This window comes from Bacillus sp. LUNF1, assembly GCF_011008975.1.
Lineage (GTDB): Bacteria > Bacillota > Bacilli > Bacillales > Bacillaceae > Bacillus > Bacillus velezensis.
Genome location: NZ_CP048876.1, coordinates 784,589 through 801,619 on the forward strand (window position 1 = coordinate 784,589; position 17,031 = coordinate 801,619).

The following is a 17,031-nucleotide window of genomic DNA, read 5'->3' on the forward strand; positions in this document are numbered from 1 at the left end:
TCTGTTAACCTCTGGCTTTTCGTAATGAAAAATCCGTATCCTGATAATAACTGTTTTTGACAAGGACGTTCGGGCCGAGGCACCGGACGTTTGTGCAGCGGCAGTTCAGCTCTTTGCTCAGCTTCGTCTGTCTCCACTTGTCATATGCTTCAGGAAGGCTGTCTGTTTTAATATTGCCGAGCGGCGGTGTATCGCCGAAATCCGTGACAATGATATTTCCGTCAAAAATGTTGACATTCAGGCGGGAGCGGCCGTCAGGGTCGTTTCGCACCGTAACGTTTTTTGCTTCCCGCAGGCGGCGGAGGAGCTTCTGGTCTTCTTCATCAGGGCTGCATGCGTAAAACGGGAGCGTACCGAACAGCATCCATGTCTCTTCATCGCGAATGTCGAGCAGATGATGAATAGCCTGTCTCATGTCCGTCAGGCTGAGTGATTCAAGCGCGCTGGCGAAATCACTCGGATACATCGGATGGACTTCGTGCCGCTGGCATTTCATTTCTTCCGTAATCTGCCGGTGAATATGTTCAATATGCGGCAGCGTCCGTTTGTTCAGCATCGTTTCCGCTGAAACCATTACGCCTGCTTCGACAAGCGTGCGGCTGTTTTCAATCATTTTGTCAAAATAGCGCGCCCGCTGTTCAAATGTCGGTTTCTTCTCCATCATCGCAAATCCGATGTCGGCAAAGTCCTCGACCGTTCCCCAGTTGTGAGAAATGTGAAGAACGTCCAAATAAGGAATAATCCGTTCGTAGCGCCCGATATCAAGCGTCAGGTTTGAATTGATCTGTGTACGGACGCCGCGTTCATGCGCATATTTTAAAAGCGGGACGACGTATTCCTTTACCGATTTCAGCGAAAGCATCGGTTCGCCGCCCGTAATGCTGATAGAGCGTAACAGAGGAATTTCATCAAGCCGCTTTAATAAAAGGTCGATCGGCAGCGCATTCGGGTCTTTCGGCTGGAGCGTGTACCCGACGGCGCAGTGCTCGCATCTCATATTGCACAAAGTCGTCGTTGTGAATTCAACGTTCGTCAGTTTCATATCTCCATACTGGTCGACATCCATGTACGCTTCCCAAGGATCGTACTCCGGTGTGATCGGACGCAGTGTTGTGTTTTGTGTCATGACTATCTAACTCCTTTATAAATGGGGCATACTAACGTCTGCCAACTGTTAATTTTAGACCTGATCTGCCAAGATCGCAAGTAGCGGAACCATTGAAAAACGGCAAAAAATACGCTACCATTATAAAAAATGAATGGAGTGGAAGTATGGGGAATGCAGTAAACAGCAAAGATCAGCAGCTCGATTACCTGAAGAACAGACTCGATATGTTTATGAATGTCATTGATTCATTAGACCCTGAATCAACGGACGTTGAAGATATAGACCGGCTCATCGGCATGCTTGATGATCTGGAAGCAAAATACGAACGCTTTAAAAAGGATTGGGAATAAACCCCGGCGGAATGCCGGGGTTTTTCTTTTTCCATAATGCGGCTGTATAAAAGGGCAGGGCCTACTGCAAAATAAGGAAAAATGCAGAAGGAGTGCTGGTCATGAAATGGTTTTGTTCAATTTGCTGCATGGCCGTTTTACTTGCGGGAGGCATCAACAGCGCAGAAGCCGTGCCGAATGAACGGATAAACTGGGGCTTTAAACGCAGCGTCAATCATCAGCCGCCGGATGCCGGCAGACAGCTGGACAATCTGGTCAAAAAATATGATGCCTTTTATTTGGGCAATACGAAAGAAAAGACCATCTATTTAACGTTTGATAACGGATATGAAAATGGGTACACCCCGAAAGTGCTTGATGTGTTAAAAAAACATCACGTCACGGGCACTTTTTTTGTCACAGGTCATTTTGTGAAAGAGCAGCCTGATTTGATTAAACGGATGTCAAAGGAAGGCCATATCATCGGCAATCATTCTTTTCATCATCCTGATCTGACGACAAAAACGGGCGATCAGATTCAAGACGAACTCGATTCCGTCACGGAAGCTGTGTACAACATTACCGGAAAGCGGGACAACCTGTATCTCCGTCCGCCGCGCGGCGTATTCAGCGAATATGTCCTCAAAGAAACGAAGCGCCTCGGCTACCAAACCGTTTTCTGGTCCGTCGCATTTGTCGACTGGAAGGTTAACGAGCAAAAAGGGAAACAATATGCCTATGATCACATGATAAAGCAGGCGCATCCCGGCGCGATCTACCTTCTTCACACCGTTTCAAAGGACAATTCAGAAGCTCTGGACGATGCCATTACCGATTTGAAAAAAGAAGGCTACACGTTTAAAAGCATTGATGACCTGATGTTTGAGAAAGAAATGAAGCTGCCGTCTTTGTAACGGGAAGCGCCTCATCATATAGTCTTATCTTGATGCAGGCGTCAAAACCCTTACGCCATAAACATCACTGAGATGAAACCTGCTCCCAGTTAAAGGGGGCAGGTTTTTTTGCCCCTCTAATTAAGAGATAGTTAAGAAATAGTTAATCCCCAGTTAAAAACGCATTCCTATACTATTGTACATAAGCATTAGGAAAGTAGGTCTGGATCAATGCCGGAAATAATTAAAACGACAAATTTAACAAAAGTTTATGGAAAACAAAAGTCAGTTGATAACCTCAACATAACAGTTAATGAAGGTGATATTTACGGGTTTCTGGGGAGAAACGGGGCAGGTAAAACAACGACAATAAGAATGCTGCTGGGGCTGATAAAGCCTACTCATGGAAAGATTGAGATATTCGGTGAGGATTTACATACGAATAAGAAAGACATTCTAAAAAGAATTGGTTCAATTGTAGAAGTACCAGGATTCTATGGAAACCTCACGGCTAAAGAAAACCTTGAAATAAATGCCAGGATCGTTGGAATTCACAAAAAAAATGCAATTGAAGAAGCATTAGAAATTGTGGGATTAGAGAATGAAACCAAAAAGCTTGTAGGCAAATACTCTTTAGGAATGAAGCAAAGACTTGGCATCGCCCGATCTCTTCTTCACTATCCGGAATTACTAATATTAGATGAACCGACGAATGGTTTAGATCCGATTGGGATTAAAGAGATGAGAAGGCTCATTAAAACATTAGCTGAAGAAAGAAAAATTACTCTGCTGATATCGAGCCATATCCTGTCTGAGATTGAACAATTAGTTGATCATTTGGGCATTATTCACGAGGGAAAACTGTTAGAGGAAACCGAATTTGATACTCTCCGGAAGAGAAATCGAAAGTTTCTTGAGTTTCAAGTTTCGAATGATAATAAAGCTGCGATGCTTTTAGAGAAACATTTTCAGATCTTTGACTACGAAGTACATGGTGACGGAATTATCCGCATTTTCTCGCATATTGGACAACAGGGAGCAATTAATAAATTACTTGTTCAGAACGATATTGAGGTGTTTAAAATTTTGATGAGTGAAGACCGCCTGGAGGATTATTTCACAAAATTGGTTGGGGGTGGAACCATTGGTTAATCTGTTATATGCAGAGTTACTAAAACTCAGAAGGTCTGCGATGCTTCTAATAAGTACGATAGGAGCTTCGGTCGTCCCATTTATGGTTGTCGTTGCATCCTATGTACAGATAAAGACTGAGAATCCCGCTCCTGTCATAAAATTTCATGAACTTTTCAGCAACGCTAACTTATATACAGTCTTGGTAGTGGGGGTCCCGCTGTATGGAGTTGTTGCCGCTTATATTTTTAACAGGGAATACATGGATGATACACTGAAAAACCTTTTAACCATACCCGTTTCCAGAATCAATCTGATACTTAGTAAACTATTGCTGCTATTTATCTGGATATTCTTTTTAACTTTAGTTGCGTGGGGGCTTACTTTATTACTGGGTGTGATCTTGCAATTCCCGGATCTCAGCCAATCACTCATACTCAAATCATTTTTGCACTTTTCAATTGGGGGAATTTTACTATTTGTTTTATCAACACCTATTGTTCTGATCACAGTTGTTCTAAAGAATTACGTACCTACCATTATTTTTACAATCCTAATTACTTTGATAAATATTATGACAGCTAACTCAGAACACAGAGGATTGTTCCCGTGGGCAGCAGCCGGAGACATTTCAATGAATACGCTTCTCCCTACTTATCCTCCGGAGTACTCCTATGCAGGAATTGCCCTAATCTCAATATTGGGATTTGCTTCCTTGGTGATCTATTTTAACAAAGCGGATATACATTAATGTTTATGAAAGACTTTCAAGTGAAAAGCCGATTGATTTGTGCCGCATAAATTCCGTGAAAATATAAATGAGTGTTTAAATAGGAGGATGGTATAAGTGTCTTTTTCAGAGATGAATATGACCGCTTTTCGTGCTGTAAACGATCTGGGAAAAGAATATCCATTTCTAAACTCAGCAATGGTCATACTTGCTGAATATGCAGTGTTTATTTTAGCACTCGTTATGCTTGTTTTCTGGTTTACCCGAAATGATAGAAACAGAATGATGGTCATACAGGCGGGAGCGGCATTCATTATAGCAGAGATGATCGGGAAAATTGCCGGTCAACTCTATTCCAATCATCAACCATTTGCAGTTCTTTCAAATGTTAACAAACTGGCAGATCATGCGGTGGATAATTCATTTCCAAGCGATCACACCATCCTATTCTTTTCTATCTCATTTTCTTTTTGGCTTGTATATAAAAAAACAGGCTGGATCTGGATCATATTTGCGCTTAGTGTAGCTGTTTCACGCATATGGGTAGGTGTACACTATCCTTTCGATGTTGCTGCAGGAGCTCTTTTTGGAATTATATCAGCTGTGTTATCGTATTGGATTGTACCAAGGCTTGCATTGACTAAAAAAGTTCTTACTCTTTATGAAAAGGGGGAGGGCTGTATTTTACCCCGAAAAGAGAGGTCGAAAAATGTTTAGGCGGATGAGAAACACCTGTATGAACCAGGTGTTTTTGTTCGTTCGAGCACAAACAAAAAACTCATATTGATGATTGATCAACAGGTAATAATTTAGCGGATAGGGGACAAATTCCCGACATAAAAACATAATCGAAATACTGATCTTGTTGGAATTAGGGCTTACTCTTTAAATATCATGACGTTTGTGTCAAAGTTATATTTGGAAGCTGAGCGTTACAATTTTCATAAGCCGACAATTTGAATACACCTGTGTTTATATAAAATACTGAAAATTGGCTAAAAGATCACATGATAGATTGCATATCATGTAATAATGAATACCCACTGTTACTTACATAAATACAAAAAATATGAAGGCGGGTGTCATGAAGTGAAAGAAATTCGTGTCCTTATCGCTGATGATGAAAAAGTGATCAGAGATTTATTAAAAAAATACATTGAACGGGAACTTTATTTAGCAGATGTTGCAAAGGATGGACAGGAAGCTTTGGCATTATTTGAACAAAATACTTATCACCTCGTAATATTGGATCTCATGATGCCAAAAATGGATGGGATTGAAGTATGCAGAAAACTAAGAGAAAAAACCAATGTGCCAATACTTATGCTTACTGCAAAGGACCATGAAGCTGACAAAATTGTAGGGTTGAGTATAGGAGCAGATGATTATATTACAAAACCTTTTAGCGTAAACGAGGTTGTGGCCAGAATTAAGGCACTGATGAGAAGGTTTTTCATTTTAGGGAGCGGCAGCGGAACAGAAGAGAAGCCGCTGCTGAAATATAAAGGTTTATCAATTGATGTGAAAAGATATATCGTATGCGTTGCAGGTGAAGAAATATCATTAACCGCAAAAGAGCTGGAGCTGCTGAAATTTATGGCTTCCAATCCGGAACAGGTATTTACGAAGGCTCAGTTGTTTCGGAATGTTTGGGGCAATCATTACTTAGAAGATGACAATACCGTGATGGTTCACATAAGAAAGCTGAGAAAAAAAATAGAAAAAGACCCATCTAATCCTCAATTTATACAAACAGTTTGGGGAATAGGATACAAATTTGCAGGTGAGAAAGATGAGTCGTAAAATCATATATCTTATGTTTCTGCAGATTACACTGATTTGCCTCAATTGTTTATATGACTGGCAGCACCAAGAGCTTAACACTGTTAAATTGGTTGTCTATGGTCTGCTGATCGGTTTGTCTGTAATCCTTATTACAATTTACTGCAAATTCAACAATGAGCTCATTCAAATGATCCATGCGGTTAAGCGGACATTAAATGGGAACTTAACGACAAGAATATTTGCGAATGGGGCTCCGATATTTAATGAAATGGTTTTTTCAATAAACGAATTGATCGAGAAGTTAGAGAAAATACAGGTGGAAACGATTCAAACGCACGCAGCGAGAAAAAGCCTGTTATCAAGCATATCACACGATATTCGCACACCGCTTACATCAATTATAGGATATTTAGATGCGTTGAAAGACGATATTGCAGCCTCGGAAGAAGAAAAGAAAGAATACGTAAACATTGTTTCAAAGAAGTCGAATCATTTAAAGCAGTTAATTGATGAAATATTTAACATGGCTAAACTGGATGCAGATGAAATGCCGATGCAGCCAGATATTATTGACTTTTCTGAAATAACCAGAGAGTTATTGATTGAATACTTGCCGGAGATAAAAAGAAATGAATTAGAGCTTAAAATAAATATTCCTGAAAGAAAGTGTCTTATTATGGCGGATCGTCTAAGTATCGTTAGAATTATTGAGAATATCTTGAAGAATGCCATCCTTTACGGAAAAGAAGGAAAGGTTCTTGGCATAGAACTTAAAGAGAATGACAAAGAATTTGAACTGCTGATCTGGGATAGGGGGCCGGGGATACCAAAGACAGAATCAGAGAAGGTATTTGAGAGGATGTACAGGGGAGACTTATCCAGAAGCTCAGGACACTCGGGAAGCGGTTTAGGACTCTCAATTGCCAAAGCATTAATTGAGAAAAATCAAGGGAGAATATGGGTTGACAGCACCCCTTATATAAAAACAACATTCGGCATTGCATTTGGAAAAATAAAATTAATACGGACATGAATGGAATGATTAGAAAGAGAAACAGACGCTTATAATAGCCAAGAAACCAATGTGTTAGAGAACACATTGGTTTCATTTTTTCCTAAACGGGAGAGGTTTTCACTGCTTATTTGATACATTTAATCAGTGCAGCCCAATCCAGATCCCCGAAGCCTTGTGCGATCCCGCTTTCAAAATGGCTCTTGGCCAGCTCGGCAAGAGGGAGTTTTGCGGAAACCTGTTCTGCGGCGGCGAGCGCCAAATTGGTATCCTTCAGCCCTAAAGACATTTTGAAACCGGCCGGCTCAAATTTCTCCTCAGCCATGATCGTGCCGTAATTTTGATAGACGGGAGAGCCAAAGAGCGCGCCGGCAATTTCTAAAAATTGTTTCCGTTCTAAACCGAACTTCTCCATCATTAAGAATGATTCAGATAACGCCTCCAGCATAGAAACGAGCAAGAAATTGACGCTGATTTTCGCGGCATTGGCGGTCTTTGTTTCTTCACCAGTGTCAAATACTTGCTGACTCAGGATGTTAAGCAGCGGTTCGGCCTTTTTCTTCGCTTCCGCCGGTCCGGCTGTGATGATGCGAAGCTCAGCCTTCTCGGCGGCATCGGGGCGGCCGAGGACGGGAGCGGCGATAAAGGACTGCCCTCTGCCCGAATGTGCGGCGGAAAGCTGTTCTGACAGCGCCGTACTGATCGTGCTCATTGAAATATGAATGCCGTTTTCAGATAACCCGGCAATAATGCCGCAAGCTCCGAAAGTCACGTCTGTTACGGCTTCATCGTCTGACAGCATGGACAGCACGATATCTGCATGTTCAGCTGCCTGGCGGGGCGTTTCGGCATATTCGGCCCCTTTTTCCAGCAGGTCAGCCGCTTTTTCTTTCGTCCGGTTATATACAGTCAGGCTGTATCCGGCTTTTATGATATTTTCGGCGATGGGGCGGCCCATATTGCCGAGTCCGACGATGGCGATCTTCATTTCACAGTCCCTCCAATGAAAAGTTTTCCACCATTATACATGCAAAATGGTTATTCTGCTGTGTACAGGATTGCCACTTTCAGTTCAGGTTCTGAAGACCATCCGGAGTCTGAGGCGGCTTTCCCCTTATAAAATCCGCTAAACCGCGTTTTAATGATTGTTTTTGAACGGGGTTTTACAGTGAACGTTTTTGAGTTGAATGTGACGTCCTTTATGTTTTCTGATAAATCCGGGGTGACAGAAATGGTTTGTTCCCCTTTTCCGTAATGATTGATATAAAGCGTGCAGCTCATGCCCGCTCTTTTTCGCTCAACCAGATGACTGCATTCGCTGCGGTGCTTCAAATATTCGACAGCCTCTTTTTCGGGCGCGAACTGTTTTAAGGAAAAAGCGGCATATTCGGTGGCAGGACTGATACCGGAAGCGGCCCCCATACTGAGAAAGATCAGAAACAGCCCCGCCGCGGGAAGCGTCCGCCTGAACGCGGCGGCACACCAGATTAACGCCGCAAAGTAAAGCACGACCCCGGGAATGACGGAGATATGGGCTCCATCTTCCGACCAAGAGGAAAAGCCGAGTAACTCAAAGATGTAATCAGACACCGTGCGGCCGTTATACAGCGGGGCAATGGACATGACACTGAAAGCCAGGAGGACAGAAGAAATGATTTTGTGAGAAAAGATGGTAACGGCGCACACCTCTTTACGTTTTTTTCCAGACTATCATGTTTTCTCAAAAAAAAGAACAGCCGGCAGCCGTTCTTACTTGAAAATATTAAACCAGCCTTTGCGAGCGAACCAAAACAGCATGGCGGCCACAAGGACGGCCATTACGCCCAAAACGATAAAATACCCGTATTTCCAATGAAGTTCAGGCATGTTATCGAAATTCATGCCGTAAACCCCCGCGATGAACGTCAGCGGGATAAAAATGGTCGAGACGATGGTTAATGTCATCATAATGGCGTTCATCCGGTTTGAATTCAGCGTCACATAGCTGTCCCGCAAATCTGAAGTCATATCACGGTTTGACTCGATCAGCTCAGCCAGTTTTAACAGGTGGTCATAAATATCGCTGAAATACGCTTTCGTTTCACGGCTTTCTCTTACATGGTCAAGGCTCAAAATCCGGTACATTAAATCGCGCATCGGAATGATCGTCCGCCTCAGGTTCAAAAGATCAGTCCGCAATTCAAACACTTCATTCATTAAAGTGCCGTAAGATTTATGGGTTCTGCTGTCTTCAATTTCATTCAACCGGTCTTCAATTTTGTACAGCACGGGGAAATATTCATCGACAAGCTGATCCATAATCATATAAGTGATGTGCCCGGGCCCTTTTTTGGCTAATCCCGGAGAAGCGAAAAAACGTTCTCTCACCTTTGAGACGCCGGGCGATTCGTGCAAATGGAAGCTGACGATGAAACGGTCAGACTGAAAAATGTCCACCTCTTCCATTTCCAGTGTGTCCGGGTTCAAGGCGTGGAGCACATAAAAACGGTAGCCGTCATAGTGGTCGATTTTCGGCCGCTGCATGTGCTGAAAGCAATCCTCGATCGCAAGCGGATGAAAATGAAAATAATCCCGCAGCAGCTCGGTTTCATGCATCTCAGCGCCGAAAAAATCAATCCAGTACCATGCGATGTCCGGTTGTTCTGTACGTGATAGGGGGATATTATCTAATATCTCATTATGTGTTGTGATTGCGGTTATATGTATCATAAACAACCCTCCGCCTGCCATTATATCATGCGGCGTTATGAAGAAAAGTATACGAATTGCCGCTCGGCCGCTTCATGATATACTTGGACAAAAAGGGGTGGAGCATATGTGGAAGGAAATGGTTTCGGTCACACCGCCGTATCATTTTGATAAAGTCCTTGAAAGGCTGTCGCTCGATCCGCTGAATGCGGTCGATCTTAAAGCAAGGTCAATCAAAGTGCCGCTCAGAACACGGGACGGTAAACTGTCCGTCATCACGGTTCAAGGGGAAGGCACCGCCGCAGACCCGGTTTTTCTCGTCAGCGGAGAAACGGACCGCAAAGAGATGATTGAACGGATCAAACACATTTTTCAGTGGGAGCAGCCGCTTCAGCCTGTACTTGATCATTTCTCAAAAACAAATCTGTCGGCGCTTTTTGAGGAGCATGCGGGAACCCCGCTCGTCTTGGAATATGACGTCTACAACTGTCTCATGAAATGCATCATCCACCAACAGCTCAACCTTTCCTTCGCTTTTACTTTAACGGAACGGTTCGTCCATGCCTTCGGTGAACAAATAGACGGCGTCTGGTGCTATCCCGAGCCGAAAACGATCGCGGCGCTTGATTATCAGGACTTGCGGGAGCTCCAGTTCAGCATGAGAAAAGCGGAATATGCGATTGACATTTCACGGATGATTGCAGACGGAGCGCTCAATCTGGCGGAACTTTCTCATTTATCGGATGAAGACATTATGAAAAAGCTGATCGCCATCAGAGGCATCGGCCCGTGGACCGTTCAAAACGTGCTCATGTTCGGCCTCGGCCGCCCGAATCTGTTTCCTTTGGCGGACATCGGCCTGCAAAACGCCGTCAAACGCCGCTTCGCTCTAGAGGATAAACCGTCAAAAGACATGATGCTCCAGGTAAGCAGGGAATGGGCGCCGTATTTAAGCTATGCGTCCTTGTACTTGTGGAGAAGCATTGAATGAAAAAAGGAAACTTCCAGTGAAAAACATGAAGGAACCGCCGGCTGCATGTTATACTGAAAAGATGTGATATTTCAAATCAGCCGTTTTCCCATGAGAAAGGCTTTATATAGAAACGGAGAGAAAAAAACGTGAATCAACATCAAAAAAAGGCGCCTGCCGAATTGAAAATCGGACAGACATTTCCGCTGACCATCAAACGTCTCGGCATTAACGGAGAGGGCGTCGGCTATTTTAAGAAAAAAGTTGTCTTCGTACCCGGCGCTCTGCCAGGGGAAGAAGTCGTTGCCGAAGCGACAAATGTGCAGCCGAAATTTTCAGAAGCACGCGTCAAAAAAATCCGCAAGCCGTCTGAACACCGCGTCACGCCGCCATGCCCGGTCTACGACCAGTGCGGCGGCTGTCAGCTTCAGCATCTGGCATACACCCAGCAGCTTCGCGAAAAACGCGACATCGTCATTCAGTCTCTGGAACGTCATACGAGATTCAATGTCGAAGAAATGAACATTAAAGATACGATCGGAATGGACAACCCTTGGAATTACCGGAACAAAAGCCAGTTCCAAGTCGGACGCTCGCAAAGCGGCAGCATCATTGCCGGCTTATACGGACTTGATTCCCATAAAATCGTCCCGATTAAGGAATGCATTGTCCAGCATCCGGCGACAAACAAAACAACGGGTATCGTCCGCCGTATTTTGGAAAAACACAACGTATCCGTTTATAACGAACGAACCAAAAAAGGCGATGTCCGCACCATCGTGACGAGAGTCGGTTTTGAAACAGGCGAAGTGCAGGTCGTGCTTGTCACCGCGAAAGAGACACTGCCGAATAAAGACGAGATCGTCAAAGCCATTCAGAACCGTCTGCCGGAAGTGAAATCGATTATTCAAAACGTCAATGGCGCGCGCACATCCGTCATTTTCGGTGACAAAACAAAAGCGCTGGCCGGAAGCCATGCCATTCAAGAAGTGCTCGGTGACGTGTCATTTGAACTGAGCGCCCGCGCCTTCTTCCAGCTCAACCCTGAGCAGACGGTCAAGCTGTATGACGAAGTGAAACAAGCGGCTCAGCTGACAGGAAAAGAAAAAGTCGTAGACGCGTATTGCGGCGTCGGTACGATCGGCATGTGGGTTTCAAGCGGCGCAAAAGAGATCCGCGGCATGGACGTCATTAAAGAATCAATTGATGATGCGAAGAAAAACGCCAAAAAACACGGCATCAAAAACGCGGCATATGTCACAGGAACAGCCGAACACTGGCTCCCGAAATGGACGAAAGAAGGCTTCCGCCCTGACGTGGTCATCGTCGACCCGCCGAGAACCGGCTGCGACAGAACATTTTTAGATACCATCAAAAAAGTAAAACCGAAGCGCTTCGTATACGTATCCTGCAATCCTTCCACACTGGCGAAAGACTTGCAGACGCTATCGAAGGACTATCGCGTCGAATATATTCAGCCTGTGGATATGTTTCCGCAGACGGCTCATGTGGAAGCCGTGGCGAAGCTTGTTTTGAAATCGTCTAACTAAAATAAACAATTCAGACCTGGATTTCGGTAAATAAACAATTCCGATTTCCGGGTCTTTTTCATGTTTTGCCCTTGTCCTATCTGTCTTTATTTAACTGATAAAAAGAGTTGAAAAAACGTATGGAAAAGCAAGTGAAAAACAGCCAAGCAGGCTGCTTTCTATTAACACTTTCTTTTTTCCGTTTGGAAACGGCATTACAGACAAAATATGAAGATCTTGTTGTGAACCAGAAGCAATAACAAGTCGTTCAAGTTCCGTGAATACTTGTAATCTCAGTTAATATTTTGTGAACTTCTTTCTTAAAGAATAAAGTCCCCGACACTCATCGGCACATCTACTATTGGCGATAGTTGTAATAAATGATAAAAAGGAGGTGAAACCGAATGAGAGATATTGGAACCTCAACAACTGAACGAAGGTTCTGAAGTAGAAACTGTAAAAGACAAGGTTGCTTACTTACACTAATCACAACGGCAGTTGGCACATCACTATCAGCAACAACTGTGGATAAAAGATCAAACAAACTAAAAAAGCATGTTTCGTCGTTATACATGATATGAAAGCCTAAACAGGAAAAAAGGCCCCCGATTACTTTCCTTATTACTAAAAAAGAAATAAATCCGAGGCGGAAACGCAAGTGATAACAACTATTACAGTAATACCTGCGATGGTTATATCCTTAATAAGTAATTATCGCGACAATCATTCTTCATCATATAATGATGTTAGATTGACACTAGGCTAAAAAGTATTGGAGAAAAGGAAATGGATAAAGTAAACAAAAAACGACTGTTATTTAAAAGAAGTTGGTTTCAAACGTTGTTGGCATTTTTAGTTTCACAGCTTTATTTTAATTTTGCAGTATTAACGGGATGGGGTCCTAATTATAGAGAAATGAATGGATTCCCAGCAAACATAGTTGAACTGGATTTCTTTCAAACATATCTTTCATTCTATGATAATCCATGGTTTAATATTGTCACTGTTTTCTTGGGGGTTTTCACTGTTATACAAATAATTACAGGTGTAACAAAGGATATTCGAAATAAAAGCAATAACTTCTGATGCCTTATTTAATGATGAAAGAAAATGAATACTTTCTTATTCTTATGAGTGAGGACTGCGGCACTTAGTCAGCAGTCTATTTTATTGGTTTTGGATCAGGATTACCGAATCGTAACCTTATACATTGTATAAAGATATTAACATATGGGGTTTGAAAGCCAATCGCCCTTTAGTACATATACTGTATAGAGCCAGAAGCCACTTGCTGCGTTGGTTATTTCTAAACCATGAGCAAATCTCAAATGGTCCAGATTGAAGTTTTGAATTCTTTTAAGTAAGAGTTTATTTTCTCTTCTCATCCTCCTTACTCCATACCATCCCCAACTCAATTTGCATAATTAAATCTCTTGAAATTAGTTTTCCGCAAAATGATATTGAGATAAGGATATGGTGCAGCGTTAAATATTTTATCTTCGATAACAGGACAATTATTTTGCATTGGTAATAGGGAGAACTCTTATGATATTCTATTTAGGTTGGAATCCTTTTTGTCCAAAAAGAGCAAAAGTAAGGCCGCTAAGTAAGATGAAGGTCAGCGCTACTATTAATAAACCACAATATAAATAAAAAAATAGGTGTAGATAATCTTCACACTTTTTTCTCTCTCAAACCCTTTTAAAGGTTAAGGAGTTGACTGAGTTGATCAGAAATGAACGATATGGGGTTAACTTTAGCGATAGTCTATTACGTTAACTCAATTAAGGTGTTCTGCTTCAGTTTGCTTTTCACTTTTTAACGTGTAAAAAGTGAAATGTTCAAAATTTACTATCGTTTGATAAGAAGTGCTGACACATGCTATAAGTGTAAAAGAAGCATGGTCAGTTTTTAATTTTGGGATAAAGGTTTGGCTGTATCCCATCATGAAAGGATTTGGATTTGTTATGACAGATAATTTCTGGCGTGAATTACCGCGGCCATTTTTTGTACTGGCACCAATGGAAGATGTGACGGATGTCGTTTTTCGCCATGTTGTGAGTGAAGCAGGCAGACCTGATGTGTTTTTCACAGAGTTTACAAACTCAGAAAGCTATTGTCACCCGGATGGGAAGGATAGTGTGCGCGGCCGTTTGACTTTCACGGAGGATGAACAGCCGATGGTTGCCCACATATGGGGAGATAAGCCTGAAAACTTTCGCCAAATGAGTATTGGGATGGCGGAATTAGGGTTTAAGGGCCTGGATATCAATATGGGCTGTCCTGTACCTAATGTGGCGGGGAATGGAAAGGGAAGCGGCCTGATTTGCCGTCCTGAAGTTGCAGCCGAATTAATACAGGCGGCGAAAGCAGGAGGTCTGCCGGTAAGTGTGAAGACCAGACTCGGCTACACGGATATAGACGAATGGCGCGGCTGGCTGACACACATACTGAAACAAGACATTGCGAATCTTTCCATTCATCTGCGTACAAGAGCGGAAATGAGTAAAGTAGATGCGCATTGGGAGCTCATCCCGGACATTAAGAAACTTCGTGACGAGATAGCGCCAGAGACCCTTTTGACGATCAATGGAGATATTCCTGACCGGGAGACCGGCTTGAAACTCGCTGAACAATACGGTGTTGACGGGATTATGATTGGACGAGGCATTTTTACTAATCCATTCGCCTTTGAAAAGGAGCCGAGAGAGCATAGCAGTAAGGAATTGCTTGATCTTTTGAGATTGCATCTGGATCTTCATGATGAATATTCAAAAGCAGAAGCTCGAGCATATAAACCGCTCCCTCGCTTTTTCAAGATATATCTCCGCGGATTCCGGGGAGCAAGTGAATTAAGAAATCAATGCATGAATACAAAGTCAACAGATGAAGTGCGTGCATTGCTCGATGACTTTGAGAGAAAGTATCTTGATGGGATGGAGCAAGAGTGACATAAACAACTCTTCATCCGGCCCGGAGTTCGGTTTGAATTCCGGGTCTTTTTGTGTGCGGCTTTTACCCAGACATATCCGTCATGCAGAAATAAACGAATAATGGTACATTGATAGGAGATACATCATAAAGGGGGAGAGAAAAATGAAACGACTGTGCATCATCCCCTGCGGCAAGAAAAAAATTTGGGATGTCCATTCAGATACAGGTCCGGTAAGGGCGGAAGACGCTTATCTCAGCCCGTTTCATCAGGCGTGCGAGCAATATGCGAAAGCATTTTTCGATGAGTGGGTGATTTTGTCGGCGAAGCACGGATTCCTTCGTCCGGATGATATTGTTCCCGGAAATTACGATGTCACTTTTGGAACCGGTCATCCGGAGATCATGGCAGCGGACGAGCTGCGCCGTCAATTTCATGAAAAAGGCTTTTCCGACATCGAAGAGCTTGTCATGCTTGGCGGGAAAAAATACCGAAGCGTCCTAAAGGCCGTCATCGGAGAGCATCAGCATATCACCTGGCCTTTGTCATCGTATAAAGGCATTGGCTACATGCTTCAAGCGCTGAATCGGGCTGTTGAAGAAAAGCATGAACTGCAAGCACGCGGATATGAAAAAAAGAGTGTAACCACTCAAACGCCGCGATAGACTGTATGCAGAAGAATGAAGCAGTTAAAAGATTTCCGAGGAAATAAATACGTCGATCATTGTCAAAGACAGGGTGATGCCCGGTCTTTTTTGTATGCCATAAAACGAGACAAAGGGAACAGATCGAGACAAAATGAGACACCTGTCTCAAACTGTCTCCAGTGTAAAAATAAAAACATTCATTTTCCGGGCTCCAAAGGCTGGCACACTTCTTGCATTTGTATATGTGAACCCTAAATAGAAGGAGGCGCACAAAATGGAATTGTTAAAACGAGAAGACTTGTCATTAACTGAGGAGAAAGCGCTGTGGATGTACCAAAAGATGCTGGAAATCAGGGGCTTTGAAGACAAAGTGCATGAACTGTTCGCGCAAGGAGTGCTTCCCGGATTCGTCCATTTGTATGCCGGTGAAGAAGCGGTAGCTGCAGGCGTGTGCGCTCATTTAGATGATGGCGACAGCATTACAAGCACGCACAGGGGACATGGTCATTGTATCGCTAAAGGCTGTGATCTGGACGGCATGATGGCGGAAATATTCGGAAAAGCGACCGGACTGTGTAAAGGAAAAGGCGGTTCTATGCACATTGCGGATCTTGATAAAGGCATGTTAGGCGCAAATGGAATCGTCGGGGGCGGCTTTACGCTCGCATGCGGATCAGCGCTCACGGCTAAATATAAACAAACTAAAAATGTAAGCGTTTGCTTCTTTGGAGACGGAGCCAATAACCAAGGGACCTTCCATGAAGGGCTGAACTTAGCGGCAGTATGGAACCTTCCTGTCGTGTTCATCGCCGAAAACAACGGCTACGGCGAAGCCACGACATTTGAGTACGCGTCAGCCTGTGATTCAATCGCCGATCGGGCGGCTGCCTATAACATGCCGGGGGTCACGGTGGACGGAAAAGATATTTTAGCGGTTTATCAGGCAGCCGGGGAAGCGATAGAAAGAGCAAGAAACGGCGGAGGCCCGTCTTTGATTGAATGTATGACTTACAGAAACTACGGCCATTTCGAAGGGGATGCCCAAACTTATAAAACAAAGGATGAAAAGACTGAGCATCTTGAAGAAAAGGATGCCATTCAAGGCTTTAAAAACTATCTTCTAAAAGAAACAGATGCAAATAAACTGTCAGACATCGAACAGCGTGTCAGCGAATCGATTGAAAAAGCCGTCTCGTTCAGCGAAAAGAGTCCATATCCGAAAGAGTCGGAGCTGTTGACAGACGTCTACGTGTCATATGAAAAAGGGGGAATGTGAG

17 protein-coding genes and 1 pseudogene are annotated in these 17,031 nt (G+C 43.4%); 13 read left to right on the forward strand and 5 right to left on the reverse strand.

All coding sequences use genetic code 11. From position 1 onward, the window contains the following. Positions 1–4: 4 nt before the first annotated feature. Positions 5–1,126 (reverse strand): radical SAM/CxCxxxxC motif protein YfkAB, encoded by a 1,122-nt coding sequence (yfkAB, locus tag G4O42_RS03995; protein ID WP_032872324.1) that lies wholly within the window; start codon positions 1,124–1,126, stop codon positions 5–7. Between the two features lie 146 nt (positions 1,127–1,272). Between yfkAB and G4O42_RS04000 the strand changes: the two genes are divergently transcribed. From G4O42_RS04000 to G4O42_RS04030, 7 genes are all read left to right on the forward strand, one after another. After that, on the forward strand, positions 1,273–1,458 hold the full coding sequence (locus G4O42_RS04000; RefSeq protein WP_003155558.1) for an SE1561 family protein: 186 nt from the start codon (positions 1,273–1,275) through the stop codon (positions 1,456–1,458). 101 nt (positions 1,459–1,559) lie between these two features. Further along, positions 1,560–2,351 carry a delta-lactam-biosynthetic de-N-acetylase gene (gene pdaA / locus G4O42_RS04005; protein WP_014417202.1) on the forward strand — a complete coding sequence of 264 codons (792 nt, stop codon included), beginning with the start codon at positions 1,560–1,562 and terminating at the stop codon, positions 2,349–2,351. Between the two features lie 210 nt (positions 2,352–2,561). Beyond that, positions 2,562–3,482 (forward strand): ABC transporter ATP-binding protein, encoded by a 921-nt coding sequence (locus G4O42_RS04010; protein WP_014417203.1) that lies wholly within the window; start codon positions 2,562–2,564, stop codon positions 3,480–3,482. Next, positions 3,475–4,212, forward strand: a complete 738-nt coding sequence (locus tag G4O42_RS04015) for an ABC transporter permease (protein WP_032872325.1) — start codon at positions 3,475–3,477, stop codon at positions 4,210–4,212. Before G4O42_RS04010 ends, G4O42_RS04015 begins: the two co-directional genes overlap by 8 nt. 96 nt (positions 4,213–4,308) lie before the next feature. Next, a complete protein-coding gene (locus G4O42_RS04020) occupies positions 4,309–4,908 on the forward strand; it encodes an undecaprenyl-diphosphatase (protein ID WP_022552759.1) in 600 nt (199 codons plus the stop codon). Between the two features lie 372 nt (positions 4,909–5,280). Continuing rightward, positions 5,281–5,994, forward strand: coding sequence for a response regulator transcription factor (locus G4O42_RS04025; protein ID WP_014417206.1), 714 nt, complete (start codon positions 5,281–5,283; stop codon positions 5,992–5,994). Further along, entirely contained in the window at positions 5,984–7,009 is a 1,026-nt protein-coding gene (locus G4O42_RS04030; protein WP_032872326.1) for a sensor histidine kinase, read from the forward strand. Before G4O42_RS04025 ends, G4O42_RS04030 begins: the two co-directional genes overlap by 11 nt. A 106-nt stretch (positions 7,010–7,115) precedes the next feature. Here the strand turns inward: G4O42_RS04030 and G4O42_RS04035 are convergent, their stop codons facing one another. The 3 genes from G4O42_RS04035 to corA all read right to left on the reverse strand — a co-directional run bounded on the left by G4O42_RS04035 (position 7,116) and on the right by corA (position 9,697). Continuing rightward, positions 7,116–7,976, reverse strand: a complete 861-nt coding sequence (locus G4O42_RS04035; RefSeq protein ID WP_032872328.1) for an NAD(P)-dependent oxidoreductase — start codon at positions 7,974–7,976, stop codon at positions 7,116–7,118. A 50-nt stretch (positions 7,977–8,026) separates the two neighbouring features. Beyond that, on the reverse strand, positions 8,027–8,674 hold the full coding sequence (locus tag G4O42_RS04040) for a hypothetical protein (RefSeq protein WP_032872331.1): 648 nt from the start codon (positions 8,672–8,674) through the stop codon (positions 8,027–8,029). Positions 8,675–8,737: 63 nt separating this feature from the next. Beyond that, complete coding sequence (gene corA / locus G4O42_RS04045; RefSeq protein ID WP_032872334.1) at positions 8,738–9,697, reverse strand: magnesium/cobalt transporter CorA; 960 nt, start codon at positions 9,695–9,697, stop codon at positions 8,738–8,740. Positions 9,698–9,803: 106 nt separating this feature from the next. On the opposite strand from corA, the gene G4O42_RS04050 reads away from it, so the two are divergent. Together G4O42_RS04050 and rlmD are read left to right on the forward strand one after the other, a co-directional pair. Next, on the forward strand, positions 9,804–10,667 hold the full coding sequence (locus tag G4O42_RS04050; RefSeq protein ID WP_032872337.1) for a DNA-3-methyladenine glycosylase family protein: 864 nt from the start codon (positions 9,804–9,806) through the stop codon (positions 10,665–10,667). Between the two features lie 128 nt (positions 10,668–10,795). Then, positions 10,796–12,196, forward strand: coding sequence for a 23S rRNA (uracil(1939)-C(5))-methyltransferase RlmD (rlmD, locus tag G4O42_RS04055; protein ID WP_007408520.1), 1,401 nt, complete (start codon positions 10,796–10,798; stop codon positions 12,194–12,196). Between the two features lie 156 nt (positions 12,197–12,352). Here rlmD and G4O42_RS19900 read toward each other — a convergent pair. Continuing rightward, positions 12,353–12,514 (reverse strand): annotated as a pseudogene (locus G4O42_RS19900) (aminotransferase-like domain-containing protein); the annotation flags it as partial. A gap of 447 nt (positions 12,515–12,961) precedes the next feature. Here G4O42_RS19900 and G4O42_RS04065 point away from each other — a divergent pair. The 4 genes from G4O42_RS04065 (at position 12,962) to acoA (ending at position 17,030) form a co-directional block, all read left to right on the forward strand. Continuing rightward, on the forward strand, positions 12,962–13,261 hold the full coding sequence (locus G4O42_RS04065; protein ID WP_032872339.1) for a YfzA family protein: 300 nt from the start codon (positions 12,962–12,964) through the stop codon (positions 13,259–13,261). A gap of 881 nt (positions 13,262–14,142) precedes the next feature. Further along, positions 14,143–15,126: a tRNA dihydrouridine synthase gene (locus tag G4O42_RS04070; protein WP_032872342.1), complete on the forward strand. Its 984-nt coding sequence runs from the start codon at positions 14,143–14,145 to the stop codon at positions 15,124–15,126. 145 nt (positions 15,127–15,271) lie between these two features. Then, on the forward strand, positions 15,272–15,772 hold the full coding sequence (locus G4O42_RS04075; RefSeq protein WP_032872344.1) for a DUF6884 domain-containing protein: 501 nt from the start codon (positions 15,272–15,274) through the stop codon (positions 15,770–15,772). Positions 15,773–16,028: 256 nt separating this feature from the next. Next, entirely contained in the window at positions 16,029–17,030 is a 1,002-nt protein-coding gene (acoA, locus tag G4O42_RS04080) for an acetoin:2,6-dichlorophenolindophenol oxidoreductase subunit alpha (RefSeq protein ID WP_032872346.1), read from the forward strand. Position 17,031 lies beyond the last annotated feature (1 nt).

Bases quoted from the DNA above. Each gene is read 5' to 3' on its own strand.
- yfkAB (WP_032872324.1), bottom strand. From the start codon at position 1,126: ATGACACAAAACACAACACTGCGTCCGATCACACCGGAGTACGATCCT.
- G4O42_RS04000 (WP_003155558.1), top strand. From the start codon at position 1,273: ATGGGGAATGCAGTAAACAGCAAAGATCAGCAGCTCGATTACCTGAAG.
- pdaA (WP_014417202.1), top strand. From the start codon at position 1,560: ATGAAATGGTTTTGTTCAATTTGCTGCATGGCCGTTTTACTTGCGGGA.
- G4O42_RS04010 (WP_014417203.1), top strand. From the start codon at position 2,562: ATGCCGGAAATAATTAAAACGACAAATTTAACAAAAGTTTATGGAAAA.
- G4O42_RS04030 (WP_032872326.1), top strand. From the start codon at position 5,984: ATGAGTCGTAAAATCATATATCTTATGTTTCTGCAGATTACACTGATT.
- G4O42_RS04035 (WP_032872328.1), bottom strand. From the start codon at position 7,976: ATGAAGATCGCCATCGTCGGACTCGGCAATATGGGCCGCCCCATCGCC.
- corA (WP_032872334.1), bottom strand. From the start codon at position 9,697: ATGATACATATAACCGCAATCACAACACATAATGAGATATTAGATAAT.
- G4O42_RS04050 (WP_032872337.1), top strand. From the start codon at position 9,804: ATGTGGAAGGAAATGGTTTCGGTCACACCGCCGTATCATTTTGATAAA.
- G4O42_RS04065 (WP_032872339.1), top strand. From the start codon at position 12,962: ATGGATAAAGTAAACAAAAAACGACTGTTATTTAAAAGAAGTTGGTTT.
- G4O42_RS04070 (WP_032872342.1), top strand. From the start codon at position 14,143: ATGACAGATAATTTCTGGCGTGAATTACCGCGGCCATTTTTTGTACTG.
- G4O42_RS04075 (WP_032872344.1), top strand. From the start codon at position 15,272: ATGAAACGACTGTGCATCATCCCCTGCGGCAAGAAAAAAATTTGGGAT.
- acoA (WP_032872346.1), top strand. From the start codon at position 16,029: ATGGAATTGTTAAAACGAGAAGACTTGTCATTAACTGAGGAGAAAGCG.